Origin of the sequence: Proteus sp. FME41 (assembly GCF_014897315.1) — a bacterium.
GTDB lineage: Bacteria > Pseudomonadota > Gammaproteobacteria > Enterobacterales > Enterobacteriaceae > Proteus.
This window is the reverse complement of the sequence record NZ_JABUYL010000004.1, coordinates 14367-30201: the sequence shown is the minus strand read 5'-3', so window position 1 is coordinate 30201 and position 15835 is coordinate 14367. Positions and strand designations below refer to the sequence as shown.

At 40.8% G+C, this 15835-nt stretch carries 15 protein-coding genes; 3 read left to right on the top strand and 12 right to left on the bottom strand.

Features of this window, described 5'->3' with window-relative positions; translation table 11 throughout:
• Positions 1-8: 8 nt before the first annotated feature.
• From flgE to flgB, 4 genes are read right to left on the bottom strand one after another with little or no spacing between them, the layout of a single operon-like run.
• Positions 9-1229, bottom strand: coding sequence for a flagellar hook protein FlgE (gene flgE / locus INT04_RS05135; protein ID WP_193015098.1), 1221 nt, complete (start codon positions 1227-1229; stop codon positions 9-11).
• Positions 1230-1256: 27 nt separating this feature from the next.
• Positions 1257-2081 carry a flagellar hook assembly protein FlgD gene (locus tag INT04_RS05130; RefSeq protein WP_193015097.1) on the bottom strand — a complete coding sequence of 275 codons (825 nt, stop codon included), beginning with the start codon at positions 2079-2081 and terminating at the stop codon, positions 1257-1259.
• A gap of 12 nt (positions 2082-2093) precedes the next feature.
• On the bottom strand, positions 2094-2498 hold the full coding sequence (gene flgC, locus INT04_RS05125; RefSeq protein ID WP_023581815.1) for a flagellar basal body rod protein FlgC: 405 nt from the start codon (positions 2496-2498) through the stop codon (positions 2094-2096).
• A gap of 5 nt (positions 2499-2503) precedes the next feature.
• Positions 2504-2917, bottom strand: coding sequence for a flagellar basal body rod protein FlgB (gene flgB / locus INT04_RS05120; protein ID WP_193015095.1), 414 nt, complete (start codon positions 2915-2917; stop codon positions 2504-2506).
• 211 nt (positions 2918-3128) lie between these two features.
• Here flgB and flgA point away from each other — a divergent pair, with 211 nt between their 5' ends.
• From flgA to INT04_RS05105, 3 genes are all read left to right on the top strand, one after another.
• A complete protein-coding gene (gene flgA, locus INT04_RS05115) occupies positions 3129-3785 on the top strand; it encodes a flagellar basal body P-ring formation chaperone FlgA (RefSeq protein WP_193015093.1) in 657 nt (218 codons plus the stop codon).
• A gap of 467 nt (positions 3786-4252) precedes the next feature.
• A complete protein-coding gene (gene flgM, locus INT04_RS05110; RefSeq protein WP_193015091.1) occupies positions 4253-4552 on the top strand; it encodes a flagellar biosynthesis anti-sigma factor FlgM in 300 nt (99 codons plus the stop codon).
• A 16-nt stretch (positions 4553-4568) separates the two neighbouring features.
• A complete protein-coding gene (locus INT04_RS05105) occupies positions 4569-5006 on the top strand; it encodes a flagella synthesis protein FlgN (RefSeq protein WP_226893984.1) in 438 nt (145 codons plus the stop codon).
• Positions 5007-5392: 386 nt separating this feature from the next.
• Here the strand turns inward: INT04_RS05105 and flhA are convergent, their stop codons facing one another.
• The 8 genes from flhA to INT04_RS05065 form a co-directional block, all read right to left on the bottom strand.
• Positions 5393-7483, bottom strand: a complete 2091-nt coding sequence (gene flhA, locus INT04_RS05100) for a flagellar biosynthesis protein FlhA (protein ID WP_193015087.1) — start codon at positions 7481-7483, stop codon at positions 5393-5395.
• Positions 7476-8624, bottom strand: coding sequence for a flagellar biosynthesis protein FlhB (flhB, locus tag INT04_RS05095; protein ID WP_193015085.1), 1149 nt, complete (start codon positions 8622-8624; stop codon positions 7476-7478). The genes flhA and flhB overlap by 8 nt, the downstream gene beginning before the upstream one ends.
• A gap of 423 nt (positions 8625-9047) precedes the next feature.
• Positions 9048-9704 carry a protein phosphatase CheZ gene (cheZ, locus tag INT04_RS05090; RefSeq protein ID WP_193015083.1) on the bottom strand — a complete coding sequence of 219 codons (657 nt, stop codon included), beginning with the start codon at positions 9702-9704 and terminating at the stop codon, positions 9048-9050.
• Between the two features lie 9 nt (positions 9705-9713).
• Positions 9714-10103 carry a chemotaxis response regulator CheY gene (gene cheY, locus INT04_RS05085; RefSeq protein WP_064720384.1) on the bottom strand — a complete coding sequence of 130 codons (390 nt, stop codon included), beginning with the start codon at positions 10101-10103 and terminating at the stop codon, positions 9714-9716.
• 59 nt (positions 10104-10162) lie between these two features.
• Positions 10163-11215, bottom strand: a complete 1053-nt coding sequence (locus INT04_RS05080) for a protein-glutamate methylesterase/protein-glutamine glutaminase (RefSeq protein WP_193015081.1) — start codon at positions 11213-11215, stop codon at positions 10163-10165.
• Entirely contained in the window at positions 11208-12098 is an 891-nt protein-coding gene (cheR, locus tag INT04_RS05075) for a protein-glutamate O-methyltransferase CheR (protein WP_226893983.1), read from the bottom strand. Before cheR ends, INT04_RS05080 begins: the two co-directional genes overlap by 8 nt.
• A 6-nt stretch (positions 12099-12104) precedes the next feature.
• Positions 12105-13751 carry a methyl-accepting chemotaxis protein gene (locus INT04_RS05070; protein ID WP_193015079.1) on the bottom strand — a complete coding sequence of 549 codons (1647 nt, stop codon included), beginning with the start codon at positions 13749-13751 and terminating at the stop codon, positions 12105-12107.
• Between the two features lie 59 nt (positions 13752-13810).
• Positions 13811-15517 (bottom strand): methyl-accepting chemotaxis protein, encoded by a 1707-nt coding sequence (locus INT04_RS05065; protein WP_193015078.1) that lies wholly within the window; start codon positions 15515-15517, stop codon positions 13811-13813.
• Positions 15518-15835: the final 318 nt, after the last annotated feature.

Here is a 15835-nt window from a genome sequence, read left to right as displayed (position 1 = left end):
CGGCGTTATTAGCGCAAGCTAACCAGAGTCTGCAGGATCTGATCCTGAGTCTTGATGGTTTGTGCGTTTGATTGGTAGTTACGTTGAGCAACGATCATGTTGACTAACTCTTGGCTCATATCAACGTTAGACGCTTCTAATGCGTTGTTGGTTAATTTGCCGAAGACACCTGAACCTGCCACACCCACGATAGGAGAACCTGAACCATTCGTTTCAGACCACATGTTATCGCCTTGTGAGCTTAAACCGCCTGCGTTTGCGAAGTTAGCTAATGCGATTTGGCCGACAACTTGGCTTTGTTGGTTTGAATAAGTCGCCATAATTGAGCCATCTTGCTCAATACGGAAGTTAGTGAATTCACCCGCTTGGTAACCGTTTTGTGCCAGTTTAGACACACTTGATTCAGAGACTTTTTGCTGAGTACTGCCTTTAAAGTTCAGCGCAACATCCATTGCTTGAGAACCTTTATAAGATGCAGCTTTGAAATTACCCATAGTCGTTGCAACTTCATCTAACACACCATTGTCTTTATAAGCCAATGTTCCTAATTTTTGTGCTGCTTCATTTGTAGTGCTGTCTTGAGCATGAACGTCCCATTTATTATCATCCGTTTTCACGAAGAATAAATTAACGTTATGTTCGTTACCTAAGCTATCGTAAGTCGTAACGTTCGTACTAAAGTTATAAGAATCATTATCTTTAGGATCAAACGGATGCTTAACTGCATCAATCTTATCTTCACCTGAATTCAGGTTAACGGCCATATCCAGTTTATTGGTTGCACTCGCGTTCATCATATCCGTAGGAATAACGATAGGTGCGGGTGTTGCCCCTTTTTGAACAACATTTTTGCCGTCAACCGTTTGTACTGGGTAACCGGTAATACGCATACCTTGCATATTAGTCAGGAAACCGTCTTTGTTTTTACCAAACTCACCATTACGTGAATAGAAAACACCGCCGTTTTGATCTTCAATACGGAAAAAACCACCACCAGAAATGGCCACATCGGTTGGGCGGTTAGTGGTGGTGATACTGCCGTCTTTAAAGTTTTGGTTAATACCTGCCACTTTAACCCCCAAACCTGCACCTGAACCGGCGAAAACGTCCGCAAAAGAGACGTTAGCACCTTTAAAACCATAGGTTGCGGAGTTAGAGATATTGTTACCGATAGTATCTAAGTTAGCGGCTGCTGCGTTTAAACCACTTACTGCTTGTGAAAAGGACATGCGCCCTCCAAGTTGAATATGTGTTAGTTAAAGAACCTGACGAATTTCATCCAATGAAACGGTATTACCTAAGCCAACATCAAGGCGGGCACCACCATCTACCATGGATACACTATTCACCAGCGCATAATTCAGTGTCTTAACAGGGACCTGAGCATCATTAAGCGTGGCGTTAACGGTAAATTTATAACTGCCTGGTGGAACAGGATTGTCATCTTCATCCGTACAATCCCAAGAAAAGTTATAAACATCCGGTAGCATCTTTTTGTCCATATTGATTGTACGTACGGTCACACCACTGTTATTGGTGATGTTTATCGTAAGAGAATCCGTTGGACTGAGTAATTCAAACCCAAAAGGGGTTGAAAAAAGGTGTTCATCGCTAGGGGTATTTGGGTCAGTATCATCTGCTTTATACGTTCCCATTTGCTGGCGTGTTTTTTCATTTTGAGTGTCAGGTGTTGTAGGATCACCCTCACCAGGTTTTTCAGCGCCATCTTTACCGTCGGTTGGCTGAAAGACAACAATCTTATTCCCAGAAACCATCACACCACGCCCGACTAATGAAGAAGCACGTAATGCTTGGCTTTGGTCAATTTGCCCAACAATGTTATTCACGGTTTTATTCAGTGTTTCAATGCCTTCAACCGTTGAAATCTGCGCCAACTGCGACGTTAGCTCATTATTTTGCATTGGGTTTGTTGGATCTTGGTTTTTCATCTGAGTGATGAGAAGAGTCAGGAAATTCCCTTTAATATCATCACTACCCCCTTTTTTTGTGTGGTATGACGAAGGGGCTTCCCCGATAATAGTATTATCATAAGGTTCATTCATTGAGGACGAAATACCCACAATTTATTCCCCCTATTGACCTATCATCAATGTTTTCTGCATCAGCGATTTTGCCGTGTTCATGACTTCAACGTTAGCTTGGTAACTTCTAGAAGCAGAGATGGTGTTAATCATTTCACCTACCACATCAACATTCGGCATACGCACATAGCCTTTTTCATCGGCAAAAGGATGTCCTGGCTGATACTCCATACGGAAAGGAGCTGGATCATCAACAACTTCAGTCACACGAACACCACCAATCTCTTGACCGGCAGGCGCATTAACCTGAAAAACAACTTGTTTTGCACGATAAGGGTCGCCATCTGGCCCCGCAACACTGTCGGCGTTTGCCATATTGCTGGCACTCACGTTTAAACGTTGTGATTGCGCTGAAAGTGCTGAACTTGAAATATCGAAAATACTAAATAAAGACATGCTCTTTATCCTTGTTGCAATACGGCCATCATGCTTTTAACTTGCGAGTTAATAAATGTCACATCAGCCTGATACTTAAGGCTATTGTCAGCAAAATTACTACGTTCCATGTCCATATCCACGGTATTACCATCCATCGCAGTTTGATGAGGAACGCGATAGAGTAAATCCGCTTCTAAGCGGTAACCGGGTTTAATCGGAATATGGCGCTCTGATGTCATCGCCAATTGCATACCATGCGTACCAGTACGTCCGTTTTCTATGGTTTTCTTCAACTCCGAAGCAAAATCAATATCGCGAGCCTGAAAGCCTGGGGTATCTGCGTTAGCGATATTCGCAGCAAGAATTTCTTGGCGTTGATTGCGTATTGAGAGCGCTTCTTGTTGAAAATGAAACGTATTTTCTAATTTATCGAGCATCTTCTATCCTTGGTGGCTAAGCCACTTACCTCAGCTGATAAAACAATTTCAGTTGACAGAATAAACGCTCAAAAAAAAGATGATTGGAGGAATAGGCGTAAATTGGATTGCTATTTATGCGTTTAAGGCATGTGAAGACGATGTACACTGTTCTTGCTAAATAAGCACAAATGCACAATTAGCCTATAAACTTAGTAAGGTGATAAAAATTATGTCAGTTAGAATTCTTATCGGTCTATTTTCTTTTTTCTTTATGGTGAATGTGAGTTTCGCTAAATCACTCCCTGAAGAACTGCAAGACTTCTTTGTTGCACTTCACCAACAAGGCGATAAAGTCACTGTCAATATTTTAACACCTGAAGAGAAATGGCCCGTATGCCAAACCCAAGAGATCCAACGTCATTCTGGCTCTCGCAATTGGGGGCGCCTTTCGATACCTATCCAATGCGATAACCAACGCCGTTTTATTCAAATTGATGTGAGTGTCAATGGTGAATATCTCATCGCTAAAAAGGACATTAATCGTGATGATTCGATTGAAGCTTCTTCTATCAGTATGGCAACCGGTGAGTTAGAAAAATTACCTTATGATGTATTACGTGATCCAGCATCAATCAAAAATGCCATTGCGATGCGACAAATCTCGGCAGGAAAACCCTTAACATCTACCATGGTTCGCCGTCCTTGGGCTATTCTTGCGGGTCAAACGGTTACCGTATTTGCACAAGGCCCTCACTTTCAAATTCGTTATGAAGGCAAAGCCATTAATAATGCTGTCGCCAATGAAACGATCAGAGTCAGAGTAAAATCAGGCCAAATTGTCACTGGTGAAGCCCTTGAAAATGGCTCTGTTCGCATTCCACTTTAATCGATTAAAAACTGATAAGCAGAATAAGCCTATATTGAATTGCTTGTTACCCGTTTCAGTTATGACAAGCCAAGGTAAACTCTCTTGTATTACGTTTATCGATGTCACATTTTGAATAAGACTTTAGATTCGTTTACATACTTTTTACTCTAAGCTTTTTTACTCTAAATAATTCAAGATGTAGCTAGGCGACAAATGAACGAATCGCTAGAAGCATACATCAGTATGTGACTAGTGTGAGTGAGTGCAGTTAACAACGCTACGGTTTGAAGTATGACGAGTAATGGGACTAATGCGAGTGAGTGCGGTCAACAACGCTACGGCTTGAAGTATGACGAGTAATACTAAGATTAAAGTTTTTGATTCAACAGCCGATATAAAGAAACAAGATGATAGGCGAAAACACATAGGTTGTTTTACAATGGCTTCATCTGACTATTAATTGATGCCTAACAAAGGATTTTCCTATGAGTATTGAACGCGCAAATCCACTGCTCCCGATTAACGCTATTGCACAACGTAACCCAAGTGAAATTTCACAAGGCACACGCAAATCGGGAACAACTGAACAAAAAACTGCAACAGGCGACACTTCTGTTAAATTAAGTGAAGCACAGAAAAAACTTGTTCAACCTGGAAACAAAGACATTGACGTTGAGAAAGTTGCTCGCTTAAAAGAAGCAATTGCCAACGGAACATTAACCATGGACAGTGGTAAAATCGCGGATGCACTTTTCCGTGAAGCTGCTGAAAGCATAACTCAATAATATTTTAGTGATTATGATGGAAGAACTCCGCCAGACTTTAGATCTTCAGTTATCACAGCTCAATACCATTGCGGGTATTTTACGTGCTGAACAACAGTTATTATGCGCGGGTAGCATTGATATCAATGCACTTCATGAAATGACTGAACAGAAGAATTTTGTCTTATCGGCTTTAGGTCATACAGACCAACAGCGTCATACGCAAAGCTTACAAGCCGGTGTAGAAAAACCTTATATAGGGTTGCCTTTCCTGTCTGATTTATGGAACCAGATAATGGATATTTCGGCGGAACTAAAACATCTTAATCAACATAATGGATTACTGTTAGAGCAACATATTTCTCGTAATAGTGACACTATCCGTTTTTTGCAGAAAAACCACAGTCCGACCCTTTATGGTTCTGATGGACAAGCACAGCGTTCGTTATTAGCAGGACGTAAAATTCAGGTTTAGTGTTCTCAAAACTGATAAAAAACAGATAACGCCATCAATCATGATGGCGTTTTGTTTTATCTATTAAACTCAAATAGTCTTCCGTTTTCCACAACATCCGTTAATTCTTACCCCAAATATTCTCTTTGTTTTATTTCTTCTATTTGCCGCTTTATTAACACTCCCTCTTCATAACACATAAGATGTTATGGCTAGGCTAGGCTATACTTTATTCATTATTCTGCGTCCACGCTTATCATCACTAGATAACATATGCTGCCATTCCTTTCTTCTTATTAAGCATAATCATTGGCAAGGTTCATTCCCTCCATTGCCCCACGCTATAAGTATAAAAAAAGGCCACTTTATAAAGTGACCTTTTTAACTGAAAGATATCTTACTGCTGATTAATGAGGCTGCCCACCAATCATTGACGTCATACGGATACGGCGACCTTCACTCACTTCCATATTCGATAATACGGCTAATTGTGGCAAGCTACGTCGTAAGAAGCGTGAAAGTAGTGAACGCAATGTATGATTCACTAATAATACTGGCGCACCACCTGACATCTCTTGGTGACGCACTGCATCTGCTGCTTGTTGCTCAATATTTTCAGCAAGCCCAGGCTCTAATCCTCCCCCGCTTTGCATTGCTTGAACAAGAATACGTTCTAAGCTGGCATCTAAGCCAATCACTTGAATTTCATCTTGATCACCAAACCAGTGTTGCGTAATGGCTCGACGAAGTGCAACACGAACAACTGCCGTCAATTCAGCCGGATCTTTCTGCTCAGGAGCATGTTCTGCTAGCGCTTCTAATATGGTTCTCATATCACGAATAGGCACTTGCTCAGAAAGTAAATTTTGCAATACCTTATGTAATACCGTAAGTGAAAGCATATCTGGGATCATATTTTCTGTCATTTTAGGGAGTTCTTTACTGACCCTATCAAATAACATTTGTGCTTCTTGACGGCCAAACAACTCAGAGGAATATTTTGTTAATGCATGATTAAAGTGTGTTGCAATAACGGTGCTGGCTGCCACAACGGTATAACCTTGAACTTGTGCTTGCTCTCTTAAGCTGTCATCAATCCAAACTGCGGGTAAACCAAAGGCTGGCTCTTGGGTAATATCCCCTTCTAAAGATCCCACCGCATTACCGGGGTTAATTGCTAACCAACGACCAGGGTGCGCTTCACCATGACCAATTTCCACCCCTTTCATTAAAATACGATAAGAAGAAGGTCTTAATTCCATATTGTCACGAATATGCACAACAGGAGGTAAATAACCGGTTTCTTGAGCAAACTTTTTACGAATACCACTAATTCGGCCTAATAACTCCCCATTTTGGCGGTTATCTACCATTGGAATTAAGCGATATCCCACTTCCATCGCTAATGGATCTTCTAGTTGTACATCTTCCCATGACGCTTCAACAACCCGATTTTGCTTTTCAACTTGCTCCATCTCTTTTTGTTGTTGTACATCAGGATTAGCATCACGACGTAAGATATACCAACCTAATCCCGCTAACGCTATCGTGAAGAATAAGAAGACAAAGTTTGGCATTCCCGGCACTAAACCTAACAGGCCTAATACCCCTGCGGTTAACATCAGCACACGCGGATTATTAAAGAGTTGGGTGACCATTTGTTGCCCAACATCTTCATCTGTGGCAACACGAGTCACGATAACACCCGCTGCCGTTGAGATAATTAATGCAGGGATTTGAGCAACCAGACCATCACCGATGGTTAATAGGGTGTACGTACTTGCGGCATCATTTAAGGGCATATTGTGTTGAGCAACACCCACAATTAAACCGCCCACGACGTTAATCACAAGGATCATTAAGCCCGCGATCGCATCACCACGAACGAACTTACTTGCACCGTCCATTGAACCGTAAAAATCAGATTCTAATGAAACTTCTTTACGACGTTTTTTCGCTTCATCTTCGTTAATAATACCCGCATTTAAGTCAGCATCGATTGCCATTTGTTTCCCTGGCATTCCATCTAACACAAAGCGTGCACCCACTTCCGCAATACGTCCCGCACCCTTAGTGATAACCATAAAGTTAATTAAAATTAGGATGATAAAGACGACAATACCAATGGCAAAATTACCGCCGACAAGGAAATGGCCAAAGGCTTCAACAACACGCCCAGCTGCGGCAGAGCCAGTGTGTCCTTCCATTAAAATGATACGTGTTGAAGCAACGTTTAGCGATAAACGGAGTAACGTGGTAAACAACAAAATAGTTGGGAAAGCAGCAAAATCCAATGTGCGTTTAGTGAACATTGCCACCAACAGCACCATAATGGAAAGCGCGATATTAAAGGTAAATAATAAATCCAATAGAAAAGCTGGCAATGGCAATATCATCATTGACAGTATCAATAAGATAAGCACTGGCCCAGCCAGTATCTGCCACTGAGAACTTTTCCAATTTCCCGGCGAGCGGAGTAATGAGGCCAAATTAGCCATGACGATTATCTTCTCCAGCAAAGTCCAGTGCGGGAGGCACTGGCAAGTTCATAGGTTGTTTAGGTTTTAAACCACCTTCGGTTTTCCATCGTTTCAGTTGATAAACCCACGCAAGTACCTCTGCAACCGCACCATAAAGGGTTGAAGGTATTACATGGCCTATTTCACTGTGACGATATAACGCCCTAGCAAGCGGTGGTGCTTCTAGCAGCGGAATTCGATGTTCAGCACCAATCTCTTTGATTTTTAGTGCAATCTCGCCTGCACCTTTGGCTAATACTTTTGGCGCAGTCATTTTGTCGTTATATTGCAATGCAACGGCATAGTGTGTTGGGTTTGTGACGATAACATCGGCTTTAGGCACATCCGCCATCATTCTGTTACGAGACATCGCATGCTGTTGCTGACGAATACGCGCTTTCAGTTGAGGATCACCCTCTTGCTGTTTAAATTCGTCTTTAATTTCTTGACGAGTCATACGTAGCTTTTTCAAATGGCTACGGATTTGGAAAATAATGTCGAATGCCACCATCGGTATCAGCATAAAAACCGTGATATAAACGGCAAAAATCAGTAGCTTCATTGCATTGGCTAAGGCGCTCAGTGGCGGAAGCGTGATCAGATGGAGAATATCGTTCCAGTTATGCCATAAGAAAATGGTTGCCGCGAGTCCCACAAATGTCGATTTTAGTATTGCTTTAAATAATTCAGCTAACGCATTCATTGAAAAAATACGTTTTAATCCAGAAATAGGATTCCATTTTTTGGGATCAAACTTAATGGATTTGCTACTAAAATTAATGCCACCCAGTAAAGCAGACCCCCCGATTGCTACCAAGACTAAGCCCAAAAATACAGGGGATAGCGCAAAAACGGCTTGTTTAATTAAGCTACCAAATCGAGGGATCAACAAATTCTCATTACCGATAAGATGATGATTAAACGTAAATCCTTCCGTTAACATGGCATGTAGCCCACGAGTGATAAACCCACCACTCATCCACAGCAAACTCACACCACCTAAGATCATTAAAACGGATGAAAGCTCTTTAGAACGGACAATTTGCCCATCCTTTTTAGCTTTTTCCCGTTTATGGGGTGTGGGTTCCTCTGTTTTTTCGAGATCGCTATCTTCAGCCACAGTCTGTCCGATTTAGATAATGAGATTAAATGCATGAATGAAATGATGCTAAGCATGACAAATTCAGAGAAAATTGATGGGCTGAACAATCGCAAATTTACGGGGCTTTTTGGGCTATGACGGGAAATCTTAAGAAAATAACTTGATGATAAAAATAGAAACTTTGCCAATATGACCGATGATTATAGAGGGATCGGCGCAATTTACAGTAAAATTAGTGTTTTTCTCCCATTGGTGTTTATTTACCCAACGTCTGAAGCCGCTTAAAAAAAGCGGCTTACATTTTCTTCGATAGCATGGGCTATCAAAGCATTATTACGTGATTTTTTATCCATAAAGTACATCATCCTAAAAGAGCAGAGCCTAGAGCGAATACGTTTTGTATATCTCAACGTCCTTATCGCCCTAAAACTCATCAGCAGGTTAAAAACCCATACTTTCCAGTAAATCATCAACTTGATCTTGATTTTTGATCACACCGGCATTGTTTTTATTTACCTGTGGACCATTTAATAAAGAATCTGTCTCTTTTTTCACATTCGACTTTTCAAGTTGCTCTGGTGGCAGGTTTTCCATTAATACCATGACGAGTTGTTTTTCAATTTCTTGAACAACACTCATCATGCGTTTAATCACCTGACCTGTCAGATCTTGGAAATCTTGTGCCATCATAATTTCCAATAACTGACTGTTAGTAAAAGCCGTACTCTCAGGGATATCCCGCAAATAATTGCGGGTATCGGTAACAAGAGAGCGTACATCTTTCAGCTCTTCTGGCTGTTCAAACCATAGGTCCCAACGTTCAGTAAGCTTACTCGCATCGGAGCTTAGTGCATCCTGTTTAGGTTGCGCCGCTTCGACACAGTTCAATGTACGCTCAGCTGCCTGAGCGGTCATTTGAGCAACATAGTCCAGTCGTTCCCTAGCGTCAGGGATGGCTTCTGCTGCTTCGGCTATTGCTTTATCCAATCCTAATTCTCGCAAACTGTCGCGTAACATCCGCGTCAATTGTCCGATCCGGCTGATAATATCAGATGTCATTTCAATATTATCTTTCGGCATAATTGGATTCCCACTCATTGCGACTCCTTAGATGCCCAGTTTTTCAAAAATTTTATTTAGTTTTTCTTCAAGAATTGCTGCTGTAAAAGGTTTAACAACATATCCACTTGCACCCGCTTGCGCCGCTGCAATGATATTTTCTTTTTTAGCTTCAGCCGTCACCATTAATACGGGTGTTGCTGCTAATCCTGCGTCGCTACGAATATTTTTCAGAAGCTCTAGACCATCCATATTTGGCATGTTCCAGTCTGTAATCACAAAATCAATTGTCGAATTGCGTAATTTAGCTAACGCGTCGGCACCATCTTCTGCTTCATCTACATTCGTAAATCCTAATTCCTTTAGCAAATTACGAACTATGCGGCGCATTGTTGAAAAATCATCAACCACTAAAAATTTCAGATCCTTACTTGCCATTGAAAACTCCTTCAAAATATATCGGCAAATTACTGTATTGCTTTTTAAACTGAACTTAATCAGATACGCAATGATTGCGTGCTACTGATTTTCATCAGTACCGCTTTGCTCATCGAGCTTATACTTTTCACCTCGTCCACTGCGCCCAGTTCAACCGCAGCACGAGGCATGCCAAAGACGACACAACTCGCTTCATCTTGTGCAAAGGTATAACTACCTGCACTACGCATTTCTAATAATCCTGCCGCACCATCACTGCCCATTCCGGTTAAAATAACGCCAATAGCATTACGTCCAGCATATTTTGCGACAGACCTAAATAAGACATCGACAGAAGGGCGATGACGGTTTACCGCAGGCTCTTTATTAATATGTATTTGGTAATTTGCACCATTACGACGAAGCTCCATGTGAAAATCACCTGGCGCAACATATGCGTGCCCAGGTAATACACGTTCGCCGTCTTCTGCTTCTTTTACACTAATTTGACATAAACGATTGAGCCGCTCTGCAAATGAGTGTGTAAACCCTGCTGGCATATGTTGTGTAATTAATACCGCAGGGCTTGTAACGGGTAAAGGTTCTAGAAAATTACGAATAGCCTCTGTGCCACCAGTTGATGCGCCTACTGCAATCAACTTTTCACTCGAAATCATCGGTGTAAATGACAATGATTTAGAAGGCGGAGCTTGTACTTCTCGACGACTAATTCGTGCCAGTGCTGCAGCACGAATTTTCTCGGCAATCAGTTCACTATAAGCCAGCATACCTTCACGCAAACCAAGCTGGGGTTTAGTCACAAAATCAACAGCACCCAGTTCTAACGCTTTTAACGTCACTTCTGAGCCTTTTGCTGTTAATGATGAAACCATCACGACCGGCATTGGTCTTAATCGCATCAGTTTTTCCAAGAAATCAATACCATCCATACGTGGCATTTCAACGTCTAACGTTAATACCTGTGGGTTGTACTTTTTTATCAAGTCACGAGCCACTATAGGATCTGGTGCGCAATCAACAACTTCCATATCGCTATGGCTGTTGATGATTTCTCGCATGATTTGACGCATTAGCGCCGAATCATCAACACAGAGTACCGTTATTTTATTCATAACCTCTCCTTGCTGGTGTCAGCCCGTAAACGGTATGCCCATGCAAGTAGAAATCCTTGCTAAGCTGGCTTACATTTTCAGAATGCCCAACAAATAGCATTCCGTCTGGTTTAAGTAATGAGGTAAAGCGATTAAGTAGGTTTTGCTGTGTCGCTTTGTCAAAATAAATCATGACATTACGACAAAATATCGCATCAAAACCACCTTCTAAATCCCATTGCTTGTCGAGTAAATTTAAATACTGAAAAGAGACCATCTCGCTAATTTGTTGTCTAATTTTCACGTATCCATCAAAATCGCCGACACCTTTGAGAAAATATTTTTTCAAATATTCATCATTTAATGTTTTAAGCTCTTCTTGTCGGTAAACACCTTTTCGTGCTTTATCCAACACATTTGTATCGATATCGCTGGCAATGATTTTAGATTTATAAGGATTATTTCCAAAAACATCGCGTAAAGTCATCGCAATTGAATAAGGTTCTTCTCCAGTAGATGCAGCTGCACACCATACTCGATAGACGCCTCCTGCTCTTTTTTTGGCATGTTTTGCCAAAATAGGAAAATGATGCGCTTCCCTGAAAAATGCAGTGAGATTGGTCGTTAATGCATTAACAAACTCTTGCCATTCAGGGTTGCGTACATCACTTTTAAGAAACGCAAGATAGTCACCAAAGTTATTCATCCGTAATTCACGTAACCTCCTAGTGAGACGGTTATAAACCATCTCCCTTTTGTTGTTAGTCAGCACAATACCTGCCTTTTGATAAATCAATTGGCATAGTGATTGGAACTGATCATCGGACAACATGAACCGTTGAGTAAAAATATCCAACGGTTGAGCAGCGATATCTGATAAGACTTCAGTAACATTACGTTTCATTGTTTTTTAATGGGTCTTTTTAAAAAATGATTTTTTATCTGCTTTTTTCAACCCATTACCCGCTAAGGATTGAGAAGATTGATTCTCATCCGTGTCAGGCAACTCGAATGCCGATACAGCATTAACAAGGTTATTAGCCTGATCTTCTAATGCTGCGGCCGCAGATGCTGATTGCTCCACCAAAGCAGCGTTTTGCTGTGTCACCTGATCCATCTGACTGACTGCATCAGCGACTTGGTGAATACCTCTGCTTTGTTCATCAGAAGCTGAGGCAATTTCTGCCATAAGTTCAGTGACTTTATTTACTGATGTAACGAGTTCCTCCATTGTCTGCCCTGCGTTATTGACAAGCTGAGAACCTTGAGAGACACGTAAAACAGATTCATCAATCAATAACTTAATTTCTTTTGCAGCATCAGCACTACGCTGAGCAAGATTACGCACTTCCCCTGCAACAACAGAGAATCCACGTCCTTGTTCACCTGCGCGAGCAGCTTCAACTGCCGCATTAAGTGCTAATATATTGGTTTGGAACGCAATACCATCAATCACACTGATAATAGCTCCTATCTTTTGAGAACTTTGTGTAATCGCATCCATGGTTTCAACAACACTGTGCGTAATTTCACCGCCACGCATAGCTGTTCCAGAAGCCGACTCGGCTAACTTACTTGCTTGTAAAGCGTTATCGGCATTCTGTTTCACAGTTGCTGTTAACTCTTCCATGCTCGCCGCCGTTTCTTCTAATGAAGCCGCTTGTTGTTCAGTTCGAGAGGATAAATCCGTGTTTCCTTTTGAAATCTCTTGGATCCCGGAATACATTGCATGGCTGTTATCTCGAACAATACGAATAGAGCGTGCAAGTTCACCACGCATATCTCGTAATTGTCTAAATACATCCCCTATTTCATCATCCGTAAACACAAGAATTTCACGATTTAATTTACCTGTCGCAACATCGTTAAAATAACGGCTTAAACTCGCGAAAGGTTTAATGATATTAAAACTTAGCCAACGATGAGCCGCGATTGATACGACAATTACCATCGCTATTGCACCGATAAACATCAAGACAGCAATAGTATAGGCACGATGCCCTTGCTCAATAGAATCTGTAATTTCTGTTTGAACATAGTTCATGTAAGTATTAAATGAATTTTCCATTGCGGTTTGATAACGTTCTGTTGGTTGTTCTAAAAAACCTTGGAAGTTATTGTTCTTCAACATGCTATGTAATTCAGTTAATGCCCCGTATAAAACGCGATAATCATTTTTCACCGCTTCAACGATTTCTTTTTCTTCTGTAGGTATTGCCTCTTTGTCTATATCAGCAAGGAAATTTTGAAAATGTGTATTCGCCGTTTCCAAGCGTGAAAGTGCTATTGATTCAATAGATTGAATGTAATCCGTTGACTGTTCAGTTTTCACTGCGATTGCAACACGATTAATTGCATTACGTGTCTGTATTAAAGATGCCCAACTTAATCCTAATTCATCTCGCTTAGATGTATCTAAATCAACTCTGGTGATCTGTTCGTTATTCGAATGAATAATTCCCAGTGAAACACCACTAGAAATCACCTGCATAACGCAAAACATCATCAGTAATAAATATAGACTGGTGGATATCTTTAATTTGCGAAACCTAAACATGCCTTCACCTCGTTTAAAGCGGTGGTAAAAAGCCACCGCTTGTCAGCCACTTGTTGTTGTTAGAAAGTTTCCCAATTAGCGGGATCTTCAACACTGCTGCTCTTTTTCTTTTCTGAGGTTCCTGGTTTTATAAGTGGAGCAGCGGCTTTAACTACCGGGGTTGCATCCGATTCCTTTCTTTCTAGCGTTTTTTCTTCCTTACCCGGTAATTTGAAGATTGAAACTAAACGGGTTAATGCAACTGCTTGATCTTCAAGACCAGCAGCCGCGGCTGCAGATTGTTCTACTAAAGAGGCGTTTTGCTGAGTGACGCGATCCATCTCAGAAACCGCAAGGCCAACTTGTGAAATACCTCGGCTTTGCTCATCTGATGCAGAAGCGATTTCACCCATGATGTCAGTAACACGCGTTACTGAGTCCACGATACGTGTCATCGTTTCACCCGCACTTTCAACCAGCACAGAGCCCGTTTCAGTACGACTTACAGAATCTTCAATCAGTGTTTTTATTTCTTTAGCAGCTTCTGCACTTCTCTGTGCAAGATTACGAACTTCACCGGCAACTACCGCAAATCCGCGACCATGCTCACCGGCTCTTGCCGCTTCAACAGCCGCATTCAGTGCCAAAATATTGGTCTGAAATGCAATGCCATCGATCACAGCGGTGATATCGGTGATTTTTTGAGAACTTCCGGCTATGTCGTGCATTGTTTGCACCACATTAGCAACAACTTTTCCGCCTTGACGGGCGATATCTGAGGCATCATTAGCAAGGTTACTTGCTTGACGAGCATTATCTGCGTTCTGTTTTACTGTCGCCGTTAGCTGTTCCATACTGGCCGCAGTTTCTTCTAAAGAAGCCACTTGCTCTTCAGTCCGAGCCGACAGATCATTATTTCCAGCCGCAATTTCACTGGTACTGTTATAAATATTCTCTGTGCTCTGATAAACGCCACGAACAGTTAAAATCAGCTCTTGTTGCATATGTTTTAGTCCATTTGCCAACAAGCTCATTTCATTACGTCCTTTAACTTCTATATTTGGACGTAAATCACCCTCAGAAAACGTTTTAATACTCAATAAAAGTGAATTTAGCGGTCTAATCAATGCATTACGTAACGCAAACCAGCATAAAATTAATGCTGAAATGACGATAATGGCCAATATAAACATCGTGATGACAGTACGTTGGTGAGAGGCTTCTAATGCCACATTTAATTCATCATTAAACTTCTCATTACGCATCACATAGGCAAGGTACTCTTTATAAAAAGAATCTTGATAACCTGTCGTTGGTTGCTCAAAAAAATCTTTTAAATTCCTATCTTGAAGTAAAATTTCCAGTTGGTTTAATGCAGAAAAATATTCAATAAAACGCCCTTTCAGGCTACGAACATCATCTTCTGAGTGAACTTGATAAGCGGTAATGTTCTTTTCGAATTCTTTAAATTTTTCATCTGCACGAGACATATTTTTACGAGCAAGACCCGTGAGATAGTCAACAGACAAAGAATCATCCACATTCAGGTTTTTATCTTGTAACAAATAGCTAATCGCAGCGCGATTAATATTATTACGAGCTTGGAGTAAGTTAGCCCAGCTTTCATCTAGGCGCTCACGTTGATCCTGTATAATCAGTGTTTTATTAAGGTCATTTCTTGTCTCAACAATATTTGAGTAAAAAACGCCTCCGGAGATAAATTGCAAAACACCAAACAACAGAAGAATGGATAATAATCCAGTCACTATTTTCATTCGGCTAAACATAGTTTCCCTTTTTATAATAAGCGGTAATGAGCAAGTTATCGGCAGACTTAAGAGAAACTTTATAGGTTTAATTTCATCTTAGTACTGTTTTTGCCCCATTAGAAAACGTCGGTAATCCTGTTTTTAATTAAAATAATGAGTATAAAAAACTTTATAGTTATTTTTGTAAAAATAAAAATATGACACAAGGTATTATCTACCTTAATCTAATAAACAATAAAAATAGAACTTAACCTAAATTATAAATTCTATTTTTATCTTTTAATTTCACTTAAAGTTAATTTAACATCTTTATTATTCTTTAATAAAATAAGAAGA